This window comes from Candidatus Acidulodesulfobacterium ferriphilum (assembly GCA_004195035.1).
Lineage (GTDB): Bacteria > SZUA-79 > SZUA-79 > Acidulodesulfobacterales > Acidulodesulfobacteraceae > Acidulodesulfobacterium > Acidulodesulfobacterium ferriphilum.
Window position 1 is genome coordinate 50,756 of the sequence record SGBD01000003.1, and the last position, 23,319, is coordinate 74,074.

At 32.0% G+C, this 23,319-nt stretch carries 19 protein-coding genes; all 19 read left to right on the forward strand.

Annotated elements, in window-relative coordinates; genetic code table 11:
• Positions 1-28 precede the first annotated feature (28 nt).
• The 19 genes from EVJ47_06180 (at position 29) to EVJ47_06270 (ending at position 23,307) form a co-directional block, all read left to right on the forward strand.
• Positions 29-772, forward strand: a complete 744-nt coding sequence (locus tag EVJ47_06180) for a glycosyltransferase family 2 protein (GenBank protein RZD14253.1) — start codon at positions 29-31, stop codon at positions 770-772.
• A complete protein-coding gene (locus tag EVJ47_06185) occupies positions 762-2,117 on the forward strand; it encodes a hypothetical protein (protein RZD14254.1) in 1,356 nt (451 codons plus the stop codon). Before EVJ47_06180 ends, EVJ47_06185 begins: the two co-directional genes overlap by 11 nt.
• A gap of 7 nt (positions 2,118-2,124) precedes the next feature.
• Positions 2,125-3,108 carry a glycosyltransferase gene (locus tag EVJ47_06190; GenBank protein ID RZD14255.1) on the forward strand — a complete coding sequence of 328 codons (984 nt, stop codon included), beginning with the start codon at positions 2,125-2,127 and terminating at the stop codon, positions 3,106-3,108.
• Between the two features lie 15 nt (positions 3,109-3,123).
• A complete protein-coding gene (locus EVJ47_06195) occupies positions 3,124-4,608 on the forward strand; it encodes a radical SAM protein (GenBank protein ID RZD14256.1) in 1,485 nt (494 codons plus the stop codon).
• Positions 4,609-4,658: 50 nt separating this feature from the next.
• A complete protein-coding gene (locus EVJ47_06200; GenBank protein ID RZD14257.1) occupies positions 4,659-5,939 on the forward strand; it encodes a B12-binding domain-containing radical SAM protein in 1,281 nt (426 codons plus the stop codon).
• A 33-nt stretch (positions 5,940-5,972) separates the two neighbouring features.
• Complete coding sequence (locus tag EVJ47_06205) at positions 5,973-6,926, forward strand: glycosyltransferase family 2 protein (protein ID RZD14258.1); 954 nt, start codon at positions 5,973-5,975, stop codon at positions 6,924-6,926.
• Between the two features lie 55 nt (positions 6,927-6,981).
• Positions 6,982-8,043 (forward strand): glycosyltransferase family 2 protein, encoded by a 1,062-nt coding sequence (locus tag EVJ47_06210; protein RZD14259.1) that lies wholly within the window; start codon positions 6,982-6,984, stop codon positions 8,041-8,043.
• Positions 8,044-8,116: 73 nt separating this feature from the next.
• Complete coding sequence (locus tag EVJ47_06215; protein RZD14260.1) at positions 8,117-9,028, forward strand: radical SAM protein; 912 nt, start codon at positions 8,117-8,119, stop codon at positions 9,026-9,028.
• Between the two features lie 36 nt (positions 9,029-9,064).
• Complete coding sequence (locus EVJ47_06220; GenBank protein RZD14261.1) at positions 9,065-10,126, forward strand: radical SAM protein; 1,062 nt, start codon at positions 9,065-9,067, stop codon at positions 10,124-10,126.
• 1 nt (position 10,127) lies between these two features.
• The gene (locus tag EVJ47_06225) at positions 10,128-10,946 is read left to right on the forward strand and encodes a transketolase (protein RZD14262.1); all 819 of its coding nucleotides are present in this window, start codon (positions 10,128-10,130) and stop codon (positions 10,944-10,946) included.
• Positions 10,930-11,415 (forward strand): transketolase, encoded by a 486-nt coding sequence (locus EVJ47_06230; GenBank protein RZD14263.1) that lies wholly within the window; start codon positions 10,930-10,932, stop codon positions 11,413-11,415. The genes EVJ47_06225 and EVJ47_06230 overlap by 17 nt, the downstream gene beginning before the upstream one ends.
• 65 nt (positions 11,416-11,480) lie before the next feature.
• Positions 11,481-12,416 carry a glycosyltransferase family 9 protein gene (locus EVJ47_06235; GenBank protein ID RZD14264.1) on the forward strand — a complete coding sequence of 312 codons (936 nt, stop codon included), beginning with the start codon at positions 11,481-11,483 and terminating at the stop codon, positions 12,414-12,416.
• A gap of 39 nt (positions 12,417-12,455) precedes the next feature.
• On the forward strand, positions 12,456-13,532 hold the full coding sequence (locus EVJ47_06240; protein ID RZD14265.1) for a radical SAM protein: 1,077 nt from the start codon (positions 12,456-12,458) through the stop codon (positions 13,530-13,532).
• Between the two features lie 91 nt (positions 13,533-13,623).
• Positions 13,624-14,700: a glycosyltransferase family 2 protein gene (locus EVJ47_06245; GenBank protein RZD14266.1), complete on the forward strand. Its 1,077-nt coding sequence runs from the start codon at positions 13,624-13,626 to the stop codon at positions 14,698-14,700.
• A gap of 88 nt (positions 14,701-14,788) precedes the next feature.
• The gene (locus tag EVJ47_06250; protein RZD14267.1) at positions 14,789-16,237 is read left to right on the forward strand and encodes a B12-binding domain-containing radical SAM protein; all 1,449 of its coding nucleotides are present in this window, start codon (positions 14,789-14,791) and stop codon (positions 16,235-16,237) included.
• Positions 16,238-18,028: 1,791 nt separating this feature from the next.
• A complete protein-coding gene (locus EVJ47_06255) occupies positions 18,029-18,877 on the forward strand; it encodes a hypothetical protein (protein ID RZD14268.1) in 849 nt (282 codons plus the stop codon).
• A gap of 13 nt (positions 18,878-18,890) precedes the next feature.
• Positions 18,891-21,389, forward strand: coding sequence for a hypothetical protein (locus EVJ47_06260; GenBank protein ID RZD14269.1), 2,499 nt, complete (start codon positions 18,891-18,893; stop codon positions 21,387-21,389).
• Complete coding sequence (locus EVJ47_06265) at positions 21,379-21,771, forward strand: hypothetical protein (GenBank protein ID RZD14270.1); 393 nt, start codon at positions 21,379-21,381, stop codon at positions 21,769-21,771. The genes EVJ47_06260 and EVJ47_06265 overlap by 11 nt, the downstream gene beginning before the upstream one ends.
• 3 nt (positions 21,772-21,774) lie before the next feature.
• A complete protein-coding gene (locus tag EVJ47_06270) occupies positions 21,775-23,307 on the forward strand; it encodes a DUF2079 domain-containing protein (GenBank protein ID RZD14271.1) in 1,533 nt (510 codons plus the stop codon).
• The last annotated feature ends 12 nt before the right edge of the window (positions 23,308-23,319 follow it).

Consider the following 23,319-nt stretch of genomic DNA (forward strand, 5'->3'; position numbering starts at 1 on the left):
AGTCGTATAATTTCTTTAAAATATAAGAGTGAAACTATATAAAGGGAAAATATCTATATTAATGCCCGCTTATAACGAGGGCGACAGGATTTTCGGCAACCTTTTAAAGGCGTGGCAAACATTTAAAAAGTTCAGATTTCCGTTTGAAATCTTGGTTATAGACGATGGAAGCAAGGATAATACCAAAGACGAAATAAAAAGAGCAGGTTCTATCCATTCAGAGATAAAACTTGTGGAAAATAAAACGAATATAGGCAAGGGTTCTGCTTTAAAAAACGGATTTTTAAATGCGTCCGGAGATATAATCGTATTCCTGGACAGCGACCTTGAAATCGCCCCGTTTCAGGTCGGAAATTTATTGAAGGCGATGAGGGATAACGATTCGGAGATTGCTATAGGTTCTAAACGGCATAAGGAGTCCAATTTGGTCTATCCTTTTTCGAGGAAGATATTAAGTACCGGCTATTACGTTATCATAAAGTTATTATTTAATCTGCCCGTTAAAGACACGCAGTCCGGCATTAAAGCATTCAGGCGCGATGTTCTCGATAAAATATTTCCAAAGATATTGTGCAAAAAATATGCCTTTGATGTGGAAATACTTGCAAATGCGGTTCGCAGAGGATACAAAATAACAGAAGTTCCAATAAAAATTGTTTTTTCAAGAAAAAATAATATTGGACGTATTAAAATAAAGGATATACTGGATATCTGGACAGACACCATGGCTATATGGTACAGAATGAAGTTAATAAAATATTATGATAAATAAAATGCAAAGCCTGGTTAAAAGGCTGACTTCCGACAAACTTTTTTTTAATAGCGCGCTGGTTTTCTTTTTTATAATGGCCGGGAATTTTTTTAACTATCTTTTTCAGATTGCCATGAGCAGGAGCCTCAGCGTTTCCGATTACGGCACGCTAAACTCCCTCCTGTCTTTGCTTGTTATAACCTCTATACCGTCGGGAGCCTTAACAGCCTTTTCCGCAAAAAATATTTCACACAATCTTGCCGGCGGGGATATTCGGGGTGTAAGAAAATTTATTAAATACGCTCTTGTTAGAACTTTCTTATATGATTGCCTGTTTCTGGCAGTTTTTGTTATCGGTATTCCTTTCTTAATGAAATTTATGAAAATAGATTCTTATTTTTATTATGCCATAACGGGACTGGCTATTTTTCTGATATTCCCTTTTTCATTACTGCTGGGCAGTCTTCAGGGTTCCAGAATGTATTTATCTCTAGGGCTGTTCTCAAGCCTGTCTTCAATCATTAAATTTATTTTAGCCGTTGCGTTAGTATATGCCGGTTTAAACGTCGTCGGGGCTTTATTTTCGGTTGCGGTTTCACCTTTGCTTATTATGGTGGTTGCCGCCATTGTTTTATTTTCATATTTAAAACATAAACAAGGTGAGGCAGAGGAGAAACATATAATCATCGATAAAACAGGAGAAAACGGCCTAAAAACTGGAAAGTTTTATTTTTTATCTCTATTTTTTATGTTATTCTTTTTTACATTTTTTACGAACATTGACCTTGTAACGGTGAAACATTTCTTTCCGGCATATAAAACGGGGATTTACTCCGTTGCCGACATTCTCGGCAAGATAATACTTTATTTTCCTTCCGCCGTTGTACTTGTTATGTTCCCCGAAGTTTCCCACGCCCATGCTATCAACAACAAAACAAAGCATATATTGCTTAAAACTCTTTTTATCACATTTCTTATGTGTTCGTTTCTTGAAATATTTTATATATTATTCCCGGATAAAATAATTTCGTTTCTTATGGGAGCAAAATATATAAGCTCAGCCCCATTGCTTACCTTATACGGTTTAAGCATGTTCCCTTTTGCCTTCATAAATATTTTTATTAATTACTTTATGGCCGTAAATAATTCAAAGATATTAATTTCCATGTTTTTATTTTCACTGCTGGAGATATTACTATTTTATCTGTTTCATTATTCTTTAAGGGGAATAATTTTAATCATTATGATAACCGGCTGGGCAGCGATGCTTTCCTTGTCCATCCATGCCTTTTATAAAGAGTTATCCCTGTTGTTGAAAAGATTTTTGCGTATCGTTCAAAACATAATACCCATAAATAATAATTAAAAATAAAATGAAAAACAATGCGTTTGTTTCAATCATAATTCCGCTTGTCGGCATAAATGACTATTTTTTGGAATCTTACCCGCATTTGCTTGCTCTCGATTACAAAGACTATGAAATAATTGTTTTGCCGGACGAGCCTGTTCCAGAGGATTTTCAAGGTATAAAAATAATTTCCACCGGCAGAGTTTCTCCCGCGATAAAAAGGGATATAGGCGCCGAAAATGCTAATGGAGAACTTTTATTTTTCCTTGACGACGATTCTTATCCAGAAAAAGACTGGATAAGCAAAGCCCTGCCTTATTTTAACGACCCATCCGTTGCGGCTGTGGGCGGTCCTGCAATAACGCCTCCCGACGACAACTTTCTTCAAAAAGTGTCAGGAGCGGTTTTCTTAACAAAGGTGGGCGGGGGTATTCCCGAAAGATATTATCCTAAAGGTGGAATTAAAGAAATTGACGACTGGCCGTCCGTTAACCTCATCGTCAGAAAGGAAATGTTTATGAAAGTAGGCGGATTTAAATCGGAATACTGGCCGGGCGAAGATACAAAGATCTGTCTAGAGATAATAAAGGAAGGCGGCACGATATTATATGCTCCGGATGTTGCGGTATGGCATCACAGGAGGCCCGGTTTATTGCGCCATTTGAAGCAGATCGGCAATTACGGACTTCACAGGGGTTTTTTTGCAAAAAGATACCCCGAAACATCCTTTAAACTCTTATATTTCATTCCGGTATTTTTTGTGCTATACTTATGTTTGTTTATTGTTTCCCTGTTTTTCTTTAGCGGATTAGCATATTATTTGGCTTTCGGCTTTGTTTTATATGCAGGGGCATTAATATACGCTTTCTTTGATATTAACGGAAAAGTGAAGGATTTTAAAATATCGCTGGTATCACTTTATTATATTGTTTTGACGCATATCTGGTACGGCCTAAGATTTTTTTACGGCTTTGTATTTGTGAAAGAACTTAAAAGCAAGCTAAGGTAAATAAATTTAATAACAATGAAAATTTCGATATCGTTTCCGCCGTTAGAATCAGAAAAGGGTGTTCCTCTTTTAACTCAAAACCGGCAATTTCAGTGGTTTAAAGACCCTACATTTATTTATCCTGTTATCCCGGCTTATGCAGCTACATTATTAAATAAAAACGGTTTCGATGTCATATGGGACGACGGCATAGCCGAAGGGCTTTCGTATAATGAATGGCTTTTAAGGCTGAAAAATGAAAAACCCGATGTAGTTGCTATAGAAACAAAGACACCTGTCGTCAAAAGACACTGGAAAATAATATCCGATATAAAACGACTTTACGAAAGTAATTCTCCTAAAGTCGTTTTAATGGGGGACCATGTTACCGCTCTTCCTGAAGAATCCCTTTTAAATTCGGAAGCCGATTTCATAATTACGGGAGGAGACTACGATTTTTCGCTTTACGGTTTATGTTCTTATTTAAATTTATCAAAACATTCAGCTTTAGAATCATTAAAAACTTCAGGCATATATTACAAAGACAACGGAAAAATACTTAATACCGGCAGGTTTGAGCTTAATAACGACCTTAACGACCTGCCTTACATAGATAGAAAGTTAACCAAATGGCATTTGTACGCTTATAAGAACGGAAATTTCAAATATACCCCCGGCACATATGTAATGGCTGGAAGGGACTGCTGGTACGGAAGATGTAGTTTTTGTTCATGGACGACCTTATTTCCCGGTGCAAAATTCAGGTCCGTATATCCCGAAAGACACCTTGATGAAATAGGAAAACTCATAGAGGAGTTAAAAGTTAAAGAGATATTCGACGACAGCGGCTGTTTTCCGGCGGGAGACTGGCTTAAAGAATTTTGCAACGGAATGATAGAAAGAGGATATAATAAAAAAGTCGTAATGGGCTGTAATATGAGGGTAGGGGCTTTAAAGCAGGAAGATTGGAACCTGTTAAAAAGGGCCGGTTTCAGGTTTATCCTTATCGGTCTTGAGTCTATGACGCAAACTACACTCGATAAGCTCAACAAGGGCATAAAAGTATCCGATATAGAAGAAACTGTTAAGACGGCTAAAAAGGCGGGATTGGAACCACATATTACTACAATGGTCGGTTATCCGTGGGAAACCAAAGAAGAAGCTTTAAAAACTATTGATTTTGCAAAATATTTGTTTAAAAAAGGTTATCTCGACTCGCTTCAGGCTACTATCGTTATTCCGTATCCAGGCACCCCTTTGTTTGTTGAAGCAAGGAAAGAAGGTTGGCTATTAACGGAAGATTGGGATAGGTACGATATGAAAGAGTCCGTCTGGAAAAGTCCCGTGGATAATAATGATGTCTTAAAATTCACGCAGGGTTTGTATTCGGCAGCGTTAAATCCGGCATTTATAGCCCGAAAAGTAATTTCCATAAGAAATGCGGAAGACCTGAAGTTCATGTTGAGGGCAGGCAAGAAAGTTGCGGCGCATTTTATGGATTTCGGTAAGAGCAGAAAGTGAAAAAACATATGAAACGTAAGGTAAGCTAAAATTAATGTTTTAAAATTTTTATGGTTAAAAATAAAAAACTTCTTTTAATATCCTTAAGAGACCCATTTCTTGATTCAGACAGGGTAATGCCGCCTATCGGAGTAATGTCTTTGCAATCTTATATGCTATCCTTAGGATTTGATTCTAAAATAGAAAATGATTTCGATTTGTATAATATAGACAAATATCATGAGTATACCCATTTTGCAATATCATGCATGACTCCTCAGAAAAAACAGGCATATAGCATTCTAAATATAATCAAGTTAAGATTTAACGATAAGAGTGTGATAATTGGTGGGCCTCATACGCAGTATTATTTAGAAGATTGCGTAAAAGAACCGTTTGATTATATAATAGTCGGGGATGGCGAATATTCTCTTAGAGCGGTAATAGAAGGTAAAGCAAGTCAAAGAATACTTAATATACCTATAACATCGGCTGAAATGAATAAACTGCCTGTTCCATACAGAGAACCTGAATTTTTAAAACAGTATAACTTTAATATTCAGGGAATCAATGCCTCTACTATTCTGACCGCGAAAGGTTGCCCAATGTCATGTGCTTTCTGTGAAGATGCCGGGACCAAGGTAAGGCTTTATAATCCAGAAAACATAGATATCCAAATAAAGGATGTACTAAATGCAGGGTTTAAGGGGATTATGTTTTTTGACGATATATTTGCGATTTCAAAAAAAAGGATTAAAGATTTAGTATATGTAATTGGAAGATATAATATTTCCTTTAGATGTTTCGGACACGCGAAAAGCATGACCGATGAAATGGCCAAATTACTTTCTGATAGCGGTTGTATTGAGGTAGGATTCGGAGCAGAATCCGGTTCTCAACGCATTTTAAGTGCAATAAATAAAAGAACCACAGTTGAGGAAAACATTAAGTTTATTGAAATCTGCAACAAATACGGGATTAGGGTAAAGGCTTTTATAATTATAGGACTCCCTGGAGAGGATTTTACTACCATAGAAGAAACAAAAAAATTTCTTGACATACTCTTGTCTAATAAATTTACGAATAAATTCGGAAAAGAGGTTACGAACGATTTCGATATAACGGTATATTTTCCCTACAAAGGGACAAAAATCAGAAGCGCTATGGATAAAAATTCTGGAGAATATGATATTTATTTTTCTCAGAATCCCGACGATTTGCAGGGTTTTTATAAAGGAAGAGGGGGAAGTACCGAGATTTCTGTGAGGACTTCTTTGTTAGACTCTGGTCTTATCCAAAAAACGCAGAAAGAATTGTTAACAGAGTATAAGCGTAAGGTCATTAACCATTAATATTTAATGTAATTTATTTATTAATTTAATCCTATGGAAAAGAGTCTTGTTTCTGTCATAATAGCGACAAAAAATGAAGGGAATAATATTGAGAATTGTCTTAAGTCGATAGTATTTCAAACATACAAAAATATCGAAATAATTGTGGTTGACAACAACTCAACCGACGACACAAAGGAGATAGCAAGAAAATATACAGATATTGTATTAAATAGGGAACCCAAAAGATCAATTCAAAGTAATTATGCCGTCGATATTTCAAGCGGCAAATATATTTTTCATGCGGACGCAGATATGGTTCTCGCCCCGAAGCTTATTAATTCTTGCATTCAAAACGCCCTTAAGTATCAAGATGTTATAGGTTTCTATGTTTCTGAAATAGTGCTTGGAAAATCGTATTGGAGCAAGGTAAGACGGTTTGAAAGAGGGTTTTATGATGGAACGGCCATAGACGCCGTTAGATTTTTTCACAAAGATGCATTTGTAAAAATAAATGGATATGACGAAGAAATGTTATGGGGGCCTGACGACTGGGATCTGAATAGAAGATTGTCCGAGGTCGGTAAATTAAAAATAATATCAGATTCCGAATCTCTTGCGAAAACGGATAACGCATATAATAATATTGAAAATTTAACGAAATGGCATAATGCTTTCGATCGCTTTTTGGAAGAAAGAGGAGTAACGAATGCTGCTCTATCTGAGGGGAGCATTTTATTTCATAACGAAAGCGAGTTTAATCTTAAAAAATATATGACAAAAAAAAGGGTCTATTCTAAAAGTTTCAGCCAATACATAAGTAAATGGGGAATTAACGATCCTATCATTAAAAAACAGTTTGGGATATTGTATAGGTATTTTAGCGTGTTTATCGAGAACGGCAAGTGGAAGAAGTTGATTAAACATCCTCTCTTAACATCGGGGATGTATTTTTTAAGGATTAATGTAGGATTATTGTATTTAAAAACCAAGTGGCCGCTAAATTAAAATGAGCAAATAAATTTTAGATAACAGTAAATTTAAAATAATAAAAAATTTTAATATGAAAATTTATCCTAAAATCAATATCTTAATACCAACTTATAACCGGGCTAATTATCTGATAAATGCTATTGAAGGCGCCTTATCTCAGGATTATGAAAATCTTGAGGTAATCGTTTTAGACGATGCCTCTTCGGATAACACTCAAGAAGTGGCTCAAAATTATTTAAAAGACAAAAGATTCAAATTATATAAGAATACGGAAAATCTGGGCGGGTTCAGGAGTTTTAAAAAACTTGTGTATGAGTATAATAATTCTGATTGGTTTTTGTTTCAATCCGATGATGATTATTTAACGGATAATAAATATATTTCTAAATGCGTCTCTCTTTTAAATAAATATAAAGAGAAAAATGTGGTATTAATCGGTTCTAATCAGGATCATGTTTTTGAAGATAATAGAAATATTAAAATTAATACATGTAGATTTTTTTATGAAATTAATGATGGGAGGTCAATCTTTTTAGATTTTTATAAAGCAAGCTTTCCGGGAGCTTTTTCTTTGCAGAAAACAGATGTTATTAAAAAACTAAAATGCTGGACATTTGAAGGTTTTTCTTCCGATTCTGAAGCAATATTGATGCTATGCTTGAATGGATATGTAGGATTTTTGAATGAAACATCGGGATGTTTCAGATTTTATAATACTTCTAAAGCCTCATATATGTCATATTTAAATTTGCCTTGCCATGAAGCTTTGAAAATTGCTATGAACAACATTCAATTTATTAAAAATCTATATAATTATGCAAAAACTGAGCAAATTTTTCCTAATAAAATTTTAGAGAATTGGCGCGAAAAAATGATAATATGGTATTCGAGGTCCACTTTTTTTAACTTTTTGCATAATAGTAATAGCGAATCAGCAATGCTTTTCAAGAAAGAGATTATTAAAAAATATCCTTTTGTTTCTCTTCATAAAGTATCAATTATATCAATAAGCTATTATTTAACCACAAAAAACTTTTTTATCAGGAAGATAGGTTACTTGTATAAATATAAAATGCTAAATATTATGAGACTTATATTTAAAAAGGGTTATTCAGGAGATATGATTAAATAAAGATAAGAGGTGGGCATCTATCTACTAGTATCTGAAACAATCGGACAAATAATTAATACTAAAAATTTTTAAAATGTCAAAAATTAAAATTCCTGATAATTACAACTATTTAGCCTGCTTTCTGACGCATGCATGTAATTTGTCATGTCCTTATTGCATAAATCTGAATGAGAATGGTTTAACCAGAAGAATGGTTTCTAAAAGCATGCATATTTCAGGAGAAGAATGGATAAATTTTATAAACAAGCTAGAAATAAGACCTGACGGACTTCCCGTTACTCTCCAAGGCGGAGAGCCTACTCTTCATAAGGATTTTTATAAAATAGTAAACGGGATCAGAACTGACATAAAGCTTGATCTTCTTACAAATCTTATGTTCAATGTTGATGAGTTTATTGCCAATGTGGATCCAAAAATATTTAATAGAAAAGCCAAATATGCGGCTATAAGGGCAAGTTATCATCCCAGTCAAAACAACATAGATGATTTAGTTCAAAAAATACTTAAAATGGCAGATGCGGGATTTTATATAGGGCTTTATTCCGTCATGGTTCCTGAAAACGAGGCCCATATAAAAGAAATTCAGGAACGTTGTTTAATCCTCGGGATAGATTTCCGAGTAAAAGAATATTTAGGCTATTCTAATGGCACATGGTATGGAACTTACAGGTTCCCTGAGGCTATAACACAGCGCCATGAAAAATACTGCGAGTGCAAAACAACTGAACTTATAATTGGACCGGATGGAAGTGTATATAGATGTCATGCCGATCTATACTCAAAAAGGAGTCCGATAGGTTCGATTTTGAATATAAATTTTACAATAGAAAATATTTACAGGCCTTGTTATGTATTTGGGCATTGCAATCCATGCGATATTAAAGTTAAAACAAACCGCTTTCAAGAATTTGGACATTCTTCCGTTGATATTATAAATATTAAAGAACTTAATGGACAGACTCTACCAAATACCAATATGATCTAATATTTAACCATATTTCTATATTTTATACGTAATAACATGAATTATAATTTCGATGGTCATAAGCTTTTTTATAATTTTAAAACAACTTGCGATATTTTATTAGATAAAATCGTAAATCCTGTTTACATAGAGTATTCTCCTGTAGGTAACTGCAACCATAGATGCATTTTCTGTGCTTATGATTACATAGGCTATAAGCATAGACAACTAAATAGAGAAACGACCGTAGCATCTATAAGGGATTTTGCAAAGATAGGTGTTAAGGCAATGCTTTTTGCCGGAGAAGGAGAACCATTGCTTCATCCGGATATTTCGGCTTTTATAACAACTGCCTTTGGGTCTGGTGTTGACACCGGAATTTATACTAATGGGGTGCTTTTTGACCAGAAAAGAATTAAAGAAATTTTTGATAAGCTTACATTTGTGAGAATATCATTTAATGCCGGTTCGAGGGAAGTGTATAGAAAAGTGCATAAAAAAGACGATTTTGACAAAGTAATAAAAAATATTAAATTTGCGGTTGATTTTAAGCGTAAAAAGAACGTAAAGGCTGATATAGGGCTTCAATTTGTGGTTATTCCGGAAAATTTAGATTCTTTATTGAAACTTTCCGAACTTGGCAGAGAACTTGGAATTGATTACCTCGCTGTAAAGCCGTTTGTCCAACACAACAGTCAAAGAGGTTACGAATTCAGGCACAACTATTCTCTGTCTGATATAGAATTAGTTCTTAACGAAGCAGAAAGTTTTTCAACGGAATCTTATAAGGTTATAGCTAGAAAAGAATCTTTTAGGAAATATCATGAAAGGACATACGATCACTGTCTTGCCCTTCCGTTATTTGGGGTTGTTTTAAGCGACGGCAATGTTTATGCCTGCGGTCCGTATCTTGGAGACGAAAGATTTCATTACGGCAATATTGATGAAAAAAGCATAATACAAATATATCGGGGCAAGAAAAGAAATGATATAATTAAGTTTGCAAAAACAGATTTGAATTGCAGGAAGAATTGTATGCCTAACTGTCGTTTGGATGCCATTAATCGTTCGCTCTGGGAATTGAAGCATCCTACTGTAAAACATATTAACTTTATTTAAAATGGATAGAAGATTACTTAGTTCGGAAGATATAAGAAAAAAAACAATCCGCCTTTCCTGTGAAAGCGGAGCGGGACATCTTGCCCCTTCTCTATCCAGCATTGAGATTTTAACGGTTTTATTTAGGGATTTTATGAAATTTAAGGACTATGATCCTTTTTGGGAAGGAAGAGACAGGTTGGTTTTCAGCAAAGGTCACGGTGCTTATGCGTATTACATAATTTTAAACGAAATTGGATTTTTACCAGATTTTGAACTTAAGGAATTTTATAAAACCTCAAGTATAAAAGGTTGCTTAGTTTCTAATCCAAATTATATGATAGAAGCATCTACCGGTTCTTTAGGTCATGGTCTTCCGATTGCTGTCGGTATGGCCAAATCGCTTAAAATGCAGAACCTCTCAAATAAGGTTATCGCTATAGTTGGAGATGGCGAGATGCAGGAAGGAAGTAATTTTGAAGCCTTACAGCTTGCTTACCGTTTTAAACTTGACAACTTATTGCTTATAATAGATGCAAATGATCTTCAGGCAATGGACAGGGTTGAAAATGTCGGTCTTCCTAATGATAAGCTAAGCAAAATTCTTTCATTATTTACTGTAAAAAATTGTTTTTACGATATTGACGGTCATAACGAAGAACTTCTAGGAAATTGTTTTTCTAATGTTTTCTTAGGAAAAGGAAGGAAAGGATTTATAAACATTGCTTTCTGCAGAACAGTTAAAGGAAAGGGACTTGATTTTATGGAAAATGTTGCAAAATATCATTTTAGATGTCCAACTGAGGACGGGTACAAGTTAAATAATGACGCTAATAAATAAAACCGAATTAATGAAAAGATTTTATAATTATTTCTCTAAAGAAGAAAAAGCGGTTCTTCTGGTCGGGGATATGGGTTTTTCTGCTTTGGACGATTATTTTAAAAATCATCCTGACAGAGTATTTAATACAGGTATAACCGAACAGGCTACCATAAGTTTAGCCGCGGGCATGAGTATGACAGGTTTAAAACCTTTCATATACTCGCAGGCACATTTTATAACTATGAGGTGTTTTGAGCAGCTAAGGTATGATTTGGACGAACATAATATGCCCGTTAAAATAATAGGGGTTGGTGCCAATAATTATTTTGAAAAGCTTGGAAGATCGCACTGTGTGGATGAAGATGATAAGCTTGTGGTATCTGTTTTAAAAAACTTTATTATCATGGAGCCAACCGTCTATACCGTTGATAAAGATATTAAAAAATTTATTTCTTATAATAAGCCTGTTTATTTAAGATGTATTTAGTAATGGTTCAAATGCAATTTATTCTCTGCGGCATTAATTTATACAGAAGGATTTAAAGGACTTATATGAATAAGATACTTGTCGTAAAAATGGGTTTATCGGAAACTCTTGATAACGAAAGAGGAAAAACAGTAAGCCTTGGAGATGTGTTAAGATGCACGGTTATTTTAGAACCTTTAAAAAAGACCTACCCAAGTTCTTCTATAGCATGGCTTGTTTCAAACGAAGCATTTCCATTGCTTAAAGATAATTCCGATATTGATAGAATTATGGTCTGGGACGAATTTATGCCTTTTGCATTAATGCGTGAAAGGTTTGATATGGTAATAAATCTCGAAAAAATTAACGGTGTAAGTGCTCTCGCCGATATGATGGATGCCCCAGAAAAGCTGGGTTTTAGATTTAATCCTTCAACAGGGGAATTTGATACATACCTGAGGTCGTTTAGAGCTAAAGAGTACATTGTGGAAAAAAATAATAATGGGAAAAGAACTATCTGGCAAGAGGTTATATTGTCTATGGTTGGCTTTGAATGGAAAAACCAAGAGTATTCTTTGGGATATAAACCAAAAACTGAAGAAAAATATACCGTAGGCTTAAATTGGAAAGTTGGAACAAAGTGGCCAACTAAAGGTGCCAGTGAATCTTGGTGGAAGAAACTCGGGTCCGCTTTAGAAAGTAAAAACATAGATTATTCCTGGCAACAGGGCATGAGTAACCTTTATGAATATATGGATTGGATAAACAGCTGTCAGGTTCTTATCACCAACGACAGTTTAGGGTTACATCTGGCTTTGGCATTAAAAAAGAAAATCGTTGCTTTGTTCGGCGCAACAGATCCTTCCGAAGTTTTCATGTATGGAAGAGGAAAAATCGTTATTCCTAAAGCAGAATATAATTGTTTTTCTTGTTATAGCCCTGTTTGCGACCAAAAAATGAATTGCATGGAACTCATGGATATTAAAGATGTCATAAATAATGTTATCTTATTTCTCGATTAAAATTGATTTTATTAAATTATATTATTGAAGGGTGATACGATGTCCGATAAATACATGATGTCCGGCCATAAGCTATATTGGCACCTTGATAAAGTCCTTGGTTGGCTTAACGGGGAAAAGCAAGTTCCTTTGCATATGGATATAGGTATAGCAAAAGGTTGTGATATATCATGCGTATATTGCTATGGTGTAACGCAGGGCAGGGCTGGTAAGAATATTTATATACCAAAAGAACCGCTTGTAAACTTTATGAAAGATGCCGCAGAGGTTGGGATAAAATCAATAGCAATAACGGGGGAAGGAGAACCCACTTTAAATCCGCACTTAACGGAAGCGCTTATAATCGGTAAAAGGGCTGGGTTAGATATAGGGTTGGCAACATGGGGTGGCAATATAAAAGAAAATGAATTGGAAGAAATCGCTTCCAGTCTAACATGGGTAAGATTTAATATAAGTGCGGCAGATAGCGTTAGTTATAAAAGAATACACAGGACAGCGGAAGAGAATTTCGATAGGGTTATCGGCAATATTAGAAAAATGGTCAACATCAAGCATGCTAAGAATAAAAATATAACCATAGGACTTCAGATGGTTACAATGCCGCATTATGCTAATGAAGCCTTAAAACTTGCCCAACTAGGGAAAGAACTTGGCGTTGATTATCTGGAGATAAAACATTGCAGTGATACCCATGACGGCAAGTTAAATGTTCAGTTTGACGAATATGATAAAGTATTAGATATACTTAAAAAGACTGAAGAAATAGGGGATGATGAATACAGCATAATTGTTAAATGGGATAAAATCGTTAAGAAAAAAGAAAAAAGATACAATATTTGTCATTGTGCAGGCAATTTTATGCTAAGGATGTCCGGTAATGGTATAGTTTATCCATGTGCCCAATTTTATGATTGGAGAAGCGAAGAGTTTGCCATAGGCAATATAATGGAGAGGTCATTTAAAGACATTATCTACAGCAAAAGATACACAGAAGTTCTTGAAAGAATTTTAAATTTAGATGTTCATAAGGAGTGTTATTCAGGATGCAAAGAAGATGCCATAAATGAATTTTTATGGATGTTAAAGCACCCTCCGGAGCATATAAATTTTATATAATTTATTTAGAGTATGTTATGCTAATAAACTTATTCTGTAAAGATGAAGCTATTTCTCGTAATTATAAATAAATATCTATATATACTTTTACATGTCAAAACGCATGAATCCGGCAGTATCAATCGTTATTGTTAATTACAATGGTAAAGATTATATCGATAAATGTATATTGTCCATATTGTCTTCAATAGAAACTTATTCGGATTTTGAACTTATTATTGTTGATAACGGTTCAAATGATGGGACTGTTGCATTTATCAGAAGCAAATATGAAATATTTTTATATATGATTAAGTTTGTTGAACTGAATCAAAATTATGGTCCTGCAAGGGCAAGAAATGAAGGAGTAAAAATAGCCTCTGGTAAATATATAGGTTTTTTGGACAACGATACTATTGTTGATAAAAATTGGATATTAGCGGGTGTAAGAAAGTTCGAATCAAATAATAAAATAGGGGTAATCCAGTGTAAATTACTGCTCATGGATGAGCCTAATAAAATTGATTCTATTGGAGAATGGATAGGGAGAAATGGTTTTTTAATCCAAATAGCACCGGTAGGTTCGCCCGATAATGAAGAGTATAATAAAGAATATAAGATATTATCGGCAAAATCGGCAGGAATGTTTATCAGAAAAGATGTCTTTGACACTATTGGCGGATTTGATGATGATTACTTTATATATATGGAAGAAACGGATTTATGTTGGCGTGTTTTATTAATAGGTTATGAAAATATATTCCTGCCCGATTCGATAGTATTCCATAAATTTGGCACAAGTTCGGTGATACTTGGGAAAGATAAAATTAATTATGCTTTGAAATTCCATGGTACTAAAAACTACATCTTGACATTGCTAAAAAATTTAAATTCTTTAAATTTGGTTTTTATTGTGCCTATACACATATTATTATGGATTGGCCTTGCATATTTTGGCTTAATTTATAAGAGAAAATTGGCTTTTTTTATATATATACATAAGGGAATTTTATGGAATGTAGTTAATATTTTAAAAACATTTCAAAAAAGAAAATCTATCCAAAAAGTGAGAATTATAAGCGATAAAGATATTTTTTACGCTTTGATGAAAAAAAGAAGTTTTTTTTACTATGTCAATAAGGTTCTATCAAATAACAATATAGGAAATTCAAAAAGTTATTTTGAATAATTTAGCGTTATGGAGCCGGAATATTAATGTTTTCATCATTTAAAGTAAAACGGGCACAATAAAAATTGGATCAGGATTTTTTTCATACATGAAGATACTTTTTGTAATACCTCGTTTGAAGTCAATGTATGGCGGAACGGTGGAAAGGCCTGGGCATCCGCATGTTGGAGTCGCATACCTTATCTCATGGTTAAAAAAGAATAATGTTAAAATAGATATATTTGATGATGGATTGCAATCTAATGAAAAATTAGAGAATAAAATTAAAAATTCGAATGCCGATTTAATCGGTATCACGATGTTCAGCTATTGCTACCAGAGTGGGTATGATATCATAAACTTTATTAAAAGTAATACAGAAATCCCTTTGGTGGTTGGAGGTGCTCATGTATCAAGCACTAAAAAGCAAATATTGGAGGAAACTGAAGCCGATTTTGCAATCAAACACGAAGGTGAAAAGACGCTGCTTGAATTAATAAGATATATCTCTGCAAACAGAAGCGACTATGAAAATATTGACGGTTTGATTTGGAGATATAACAATGAAATAATCGAGAATAAAGACAGAGAATTTTTAACTTCGAAAGAATTAGACGAACTGCCATTTCCAGATTACGAGGCATTTGATATTGAGGAATATCTTTGTTACCAGACAAGAACACTGCCTCTAATTACTTCCAGAGGTTGCCCTTATGAATGTAATTATTGTTCCGTAAAACTCTCAATGGGAAGAGGGTTTCGCTACCGTAATGCCCAGAATGTTTTCAATGAACTAAAATACTGGCATGATAAAAGATGGTCCAGTTTTGAAATTAATGATGATTGCTTTACCATGAACATGCATAGGGCAAACGATATTTGCGATATGATAATTAAAAGTGGAATAAAAATAAAATTTTCTTTATATAACGGTATTAGAGTAGATCGTGTAAATTATATTCTTTTAAGTAAGATGAAAGAAGCTGGGTGTATTTTTCTTTCATTCGGATGTGAATCTGGAAATAATGACATATTAAAAAAAATTAAAAAAGGGATAACAACACAGCAGGTTTTTCAAGCTTCGGAATGGGCATATTCCCTCGGTATCAGTCATAGCGTTAATTTTATTATAGGCCATACAGGAGATACCTTTAAGACCGCTTTAGATTCAATTAATTTTGCCAAAAGCCTGCCCTGCAATTTTGTTAATTTTTACAATTTAATTCCTTATCCCAACACAATTGCGTATGCTTGGGCAAAAGAGAATGCAAAATTTATAGTTGATGAAAATGATTATCTAAAATTAGTATCATATAGAGATAATACGCCGATATTCGAGACCGCTCAATTTACAAAAGAAGATAGAATGAAAATTACAAAGATTGGTTTTGATTTGTATGAAAAAAAAGTTTTAGAATTCAGATTAGGAAAAATTATCGGATTAATAACATATTATTTTACGAGAGTTTCCATTTTTCATAGAATTGCCGTTAAATTAATAGGGTTTAAAATTGGCTGGAAATTTTTTGTTTTCTTATCTCGCAAATCGAGGATGTAAATATTTATTATGAAGCAGAAAAACAAAATTTCCTATCTATTTGGAATTAGCAGGTTTATTTCTGATAATTATCCTATATCAGTTTTCTTTTGCTTATCATTCGTGCCATTATTATGGTTTTACAGAATAAATTATCCCGTGGGTTTTGGCGATACAGGTTTCACTTTTTTCTTCTATAATCCAGGATATCTTTCTAAAATTTATTATTACTCTTGGCAGTCTTCTAATATGGGGCAAAGATTTAACGGAATATGTCTCGCATTCCTTGCATTTATTTTTTCCATTTTATTTAAAATAATTAAAAATTACAAAATCATACAAGAAATTTTATATATTCTTAATATTTTCATTTCTTTATTATTTTTTTATAAATTAAGCAGACTATTATTTGAAAATTTAAAGGATAATAAAATAATTTCTTTTTTTGCCGCTATTTTTTACGTTTTTAATATTTATTTTATATTATTTTATTTATCTTATGGTTTTGGCGGTAATTTTATTATTTTTTATTCATCTTTTTTGCCTTTATTTTTATATTTTTTCCTAAAAGGAGTGAAATCATTTAAATTTATCTACATTATAATTGTTTCATTACTTTTTTTGTTTTTTTCATTTATATTTAATTATGAATTCCCATTAATTCCAATATTTCTTTTAGCTTTATTTCTTCTTTTTCGGGAGATGTACCAAAATTATTTTAATAATGAACTTAATGTTGGGAAAATAATTAAATATTTATTTTTGATGATTTTGTTTATAATCTCTTTAAACGCTTATTGGATGATATATTTTTTTAGATCAATCTCGCTTCGCTATGGTATAGAGTCTAACCTCTATGGAAACTCCGGCTTCGGTGGAATATTTCAGATGTTTTCATCAATAACTAACCTATTTTCGATTTTTCGCAATTTTTATTATAGGCATTCATACTTTATAATTGATGACCCAGTGAGATATTTTAATTTTTTGCATTATTATTTTAAATCTTTTTTTATTATTTTAGGCATATTTATTACTTTTGTTATTTTAATAGCAATAATTAAAAACGGCAAAAACCTGATAAGTATCTCCCTAATTTATATTTTAGGCGTATCCATGATTTGTTCTGCCAGTCATCCTTTTCCCAGTCTTAAATTTAAAATATTAAGCGGCATGCCATATTATAGCTCTTTCTCAAATTCTTATATTTTTTTTATCTTTGTTATATTTTCTGAATCAATCTTATCAGGATTTGGAATATTTGCCATATATAGTTTTTTAAAAAGTACTATTAGCAATTTCTTTATAAAGATATTTTTAATCTCCTTAATAATGATTTTGATTTATGTCATTTACCCATTTCCGCTATGGAGTGGTTCGAAAATTTACAGCACAAAGTTCAAATTAAAGGGCCATAATGGTGCAATGATGGTTAAGATTCCAACCTATTACGACAATGCTGCAGATTATTTTCGAAAAAAAAAGTTAGATTATACTCTAATGAGTTTTCCGATCTTACGTTACGGTTATTCCTCATTTAACTGGAAATACGGCTATTATGGGGCGTCATTTATGTATATTTTATTCAGGCATTCTATATTTTACAATACATATCTCGATATGTTGCCCCAGTATAGCATTTATGCTTCTTCTCAAAATAATAATTTTGTTTCATTTTCGAAAATGAGCGGTATTTTTTCCATTAGATATATCATAGTTAACAAAGATGAGTATGTACCAAAATATAATTCGGTCTATTTTAATAGAAAATTTTTTCTAAAACCTGTCCCGCTTAGCCAATTTTTAAGCGTATTGAAAAACAGTAAAGATTTCAGATTTGAAAAAAGATATGGCTTGTTATCATTATACAAATCAAGCGGTAAATATTACTTAAATAGGATATGGATATCCAGAAACATCATGGTAATAAAAAATAATGGTACAAACACATTTGGTAATTATTATAAATATTCCGGCTTTATCCCTTTTATCCTTTCATCTCCAAGGTATAATATTAGAACTTCCATTATATTTTATAACAAGAATAAAACAAAAAAGGTTCAGCGTTTTTTAGAAAAGAAAATTATTAGGAAAGTATATTATGATTTTGATAATAAAGTAATTGATGCAAGAACGATTAAATTTAATAAACCTCCGAAAATTTATTTTAAAGAAATTAATCCCGTAAAATATATAATAGCGATAGATAAAGTTAAGAAAAATTTTTTTATTAATTTAAATGAAAAGTTTTCTCATTATTGGAGGATTTATCCTGTACCTTATTTCGGCATGCAAACTGAAATAAACCGCAATGTTATCAGGAAATATATCTCAAAGGATTATAATGGTACTATACAGGATGAAAATTTGCCCTCAGGGCATATATTGCAGACTTTATTGTTAAAACCAGTAAGTGAGAAAGACCATTATTTCACTAACGGATACGCTAACGGTTGGTGGATAAGTTTAACCGGTATAAAAAATTTAGGGGAAAGATATTATAAAAAAAACAAAGATGGAACCATAGATATTGAATTTATAATAGGATATTGGCCTCAAAGATTAATATATATAGGAACCATAATATCGACAGTTACAATCACATTTTTTATTATATATTTAATTTATAATCTTTTAATTAAGATAAAAAATAGAGATTGATGAAAATAGGAAAATGGGAATAGATAAAAAAATAATAGAAGACATAAAAAATATTGGTTTTAAAATGGAAAAAATTTTATTCCATATTTGGGGCAATAAATCAAGATTATTTAAATGGGCGCTGATTATACTTGGATTGTTTATTGTATATAGGGTTTATAAAATAATAACCCGCCATAAAGTTACGAGGAGCCTGCCTGTTGTCAATAAAACAATTTCAATAAAAAAAACGGGATATTATAAGCTCGGAGTCTATTTAAATATTAATAAAAAATATTTTTCTGAAAGAAATATAATAGCTAATATAGTATTTAACAATGGAAAAAATAAAAATACTGAAAATATTTTATTGCTAAAATCGTTAGGAAGCGATTTATATTATTATTACGGCAATGTAAATATAAACGGCATTAAAAAGCATAAATTCAATAAGCTGATTTACAAGCATTTAAGATTTGCTTCAGCGATATCAAATTTTAAAAACGGAGATAGCCCCTTTTTTCTTTTCTATATAAATTTTGCCCCCAACAATAAACTCGAAAGAATACTTTATACCCCGATAAATATTCCTGCGGCTAATATATTTTACAGCCATATTATTACCGCAAAAATAAGAAATAACGGCTATATAAAACTTATTAGTTCTCCTGCCGATAAAAAGCCTGAAATTAAAATAAATAAATCTATTTATTTTTATCCTAATTACACGATTATGGGGACAGTTAATAATATTAAAGCCGTATTTGAATATAAATATAAAGGTAAAAAATTTTTTAAAAGTATCGGCATATACAGCGGCGAGCTAATAAACATTTACAAAATGTTAAAAAACAAAAAAAATAAAGGAAACGATATTAAACTAATTAAAGTTAATTTTACTTATAAAAAGATTAAAAACAAAAAGGGGAGCATCAAATTTACCGGTTCGGAACTAATTGAGCCGGATATTTCATCGTTTGAAAGGATATTTATGAATTTTATTTTTAAAAAATATTTTATAGATTTTATGCAACATAGCGCGGCGTTTAAAAAAGAGCTAAAAAAACAGATAATTAAAGACAGAAAAGAACTTATTCCGCCTAAAACGGTTAAAAAGAACTTTATTAATAATACGGTAAAGAAGATTTTTCTTATTGATTATAATACAAAAATAGCACATATATCTTACATTCACAATAAAATCGTGAGGGCTTTTTATCGGTTTATTTATAGGCATTATGTGCATAAACGTAACTTGGCTGATTATATAACAACTTTATTTCATCATAAAAAAATATGGTATAAGAATATTCTTATACCTATAAAATCTGATTCAATTAAATTAAAGGTTATTTCGGAACCGAATACTGCCCGAAATAAAAAAACCGCTTATTTCTTAATAAACTTTAAAAATATTAAATTATATAAATATTTTACGAATGATAAAGCAATATTGAATAGAATAATATATAAAGAAAAAGAAGCAAAAAATAAAGATAAATTTATTTTAAGAGGCAGTAATGACGACTACTGGTATGGTAAACAATATTATAGAAATTATCCTGAATTGCATAAAATAAAACTATTTATATTTAACAAAAAGCCAGAGGACATTAAGTCCTATTTTTATTTTAACGGTTTGCCGAAACCTTATCCTAAAATTTTAATTCTTAAATCAAATAATGATTATCCATTATTCGACATATCTATTATATCTATGCCGTATAATTATAATAATACTTTAAGCATTATAAAAAAATACAATAAAATAGGACCATATAATTTTTTTAATAAATCATTGGTTCTAAGCGAAAATTATAAAATTGTTAATATAAAGGAGAAGGAGAAGGAGAAGGAGAAGGATTATGTATTATTAGATAAAAACTATTATTCCCGAATATCTTCGCAGAATAATTTAAATAAAATTATTATTCTTAAGATTAAAAGCTTAAACATAAGAAATTTCCGAGATGTTTTAGTAAAATTTTACTCAAATAAAAAATTAAAGGACATTAGAAAATTTATTAAATTGAAAGCAATCATCTTGGATAACTGGGATATTAAAAGACAAATTGTTTTACCTGTTAAGGTTATAAGCCTGAACGGGAGCAAATATGCTAAAATTTATCTAACCGGGAGTAATTTAAAGTACAAATTATTTGATATAAACGAAATTAATTTAAAGGCTATGCCTAAAAGAATAAGCAGATTTAATCTTTACGAGTTTAAACAGATTCATTTTAAAATTGTCGGAAATAGCATAACGTTTTTTAATTTTAAAAAATCAAATGAAACTCTGCTAAAATATATAATTAAAACTCCTTTGATTAGTTTAAAAAATGAAAAGACAAAATTTCTTTCATTGCGGAAGTTTATAAAAAATGAACAACAATTCAATGATTTATTTAAAAACGGCGGCGGCTGGATTTATAAAAAAATATATCTTAAAAAGGGCATTTATTATATTGGTTCATTAAAAAATAATTTATTCCAAATAGAAATGTTTACTTTAGAGAGGTCGAATGCGGAATAATATCGCTTTTTTAATTATAAATTTAATTGGAGCGGTGTTTGCCGTTGATTTAATCGTTAGAGTATCAAACGGCTATGTAGGGTTTGGTTTTCAATGGCTCGGAATAATTGTAGTCGTATTGTATTCATTGTGGATAAGGTATTTCATCAGGGAAAATATCTTAAATAAAATAAAGTTTTTCAAATACGGCGGGATATCCAGACCTTATATGGCGGCGGCGATGTTTTTTTTATTCGTTGCAATGATATTCGACTTGTCGGGAAAGGAAAGGGTTGCCAACGGTTTTGCAATTATTGTTTATTATTTTTTAATTGAAACCGTTATTATTGAAATGATAAACATTAGGAAAAAAGAAAATACGGAAGAAAAGGAGGACGCTTAGGTTTTGCCGGCAATGAATCCAGACAGCAGGTTTATCAGGCTAAAAGAAATGTTTAAAAATAACCTTACCCCTTTAATATTTTGCGTTTTATATACCGCAATATTTTCTATCGCCACGATTTTAAGATACGAAACATTCAATGCGGCGATAATGGACCTTGGCGCCGAAATGCACGAACTGTTTCTTATTTCCAGAGGTTATCTTTATTTTTTTAATGCTAACGGGAGTTTAAGCAATGTAAGTGTTTTAGCGGGATATTTCGAAATTCTTTACATCCCGTTAGGGTTTATTTATAAAGTCATCCCGCATGTTTCTTTTTTTCTGATTCTGCAGTCGTTTCTCATCGGGATAAGCGCATTTCCTTTTTATTACATAAGCAGGGATTTGCTCGGAAATAAATGGGGATTTATAGGACCGCTCCTTATTCTTTTTAACCCCCAAATACATACCGGAAATATGGACGATTTCCATATTTCGGTTTTTTATGTTTCGTTTATAAGTTTTGCTTTATATTTTGCTTTAAAAAGAAGGATATTTCTTTTATACCTGTTTTCCTTTTTAGTTTTGGTTACTAAAATGGATTCTTTTATCTACCTAACGTCTATAGCCGTTTTTATGTTTATTCTCGACTATAAAAAGAAACATGTATTTATAATGTTAACCGTTGCATGGGCATACGGTTTTTTCACCCTGTTTTTATTGCCTCATATTCAAGGAAACTTAACAGGGGGATGGGCGGCAGGCACCGATCACCCCGTGTACTTAATACTTACAGAGGGCATTAAATATCTTAAGGCGTTTAATTTAGTTGGTTTAGCTTCCACCGTCGTCAGTCCTTTGTTCCAAAATATCAAATATAATTTCAGGTTTTTGTTGTATTTGCTTGCCGCTCTGGGCTTTATGCCGTTATTTTCAAAAAAAATGCTAGCGGTTACGGTTCTGCCTTTGCTTGTCTGCTGGTTAGTCAGCTTTTACCCAAATCATTTTTATTATTATGAGCCCTTTCTTATCTTTCAGTATTCGTATTTTACCGTTCCTTTTTTTGTATTAGCCGCGATTTACGGATTGAAAAACGTATCCGGTTTTATAAGCAAGTTGAAAGTTGGATTTTTAAGAGAGCGTTTTAATATAATTTTTGCGGTATCGATACTAATTTTAACGGTCTTGATTCAAAATTATTCGTCTATTTCGAATTTCGGTTTATTTAACATATTTAACATGCAGAATTACGAGTATAAAAACGGTATGCACCCCGGAAGCCTTCGTAAAGCTTTTGAAGCGATAAAATCGGAATATTCCGTTTCGGCTTCTAATTTTATAGGCTCGCATTTATACAAAAGGTATTTTATTGCATTATTTCCCGACGACATTAATCATGTAGATTACATCGCATTTTCAACATGTTACTTTATTCCCTACAATAAAAAAAGAGACCTTAAGTTATTAAATACATTTGATACCCTTAAAAATTCAGGGCGATATAATGTTGTTTATAAAAAGGGGTGTAATACGATTATAAAACTTAAAACAAGATAAACATGGATAACC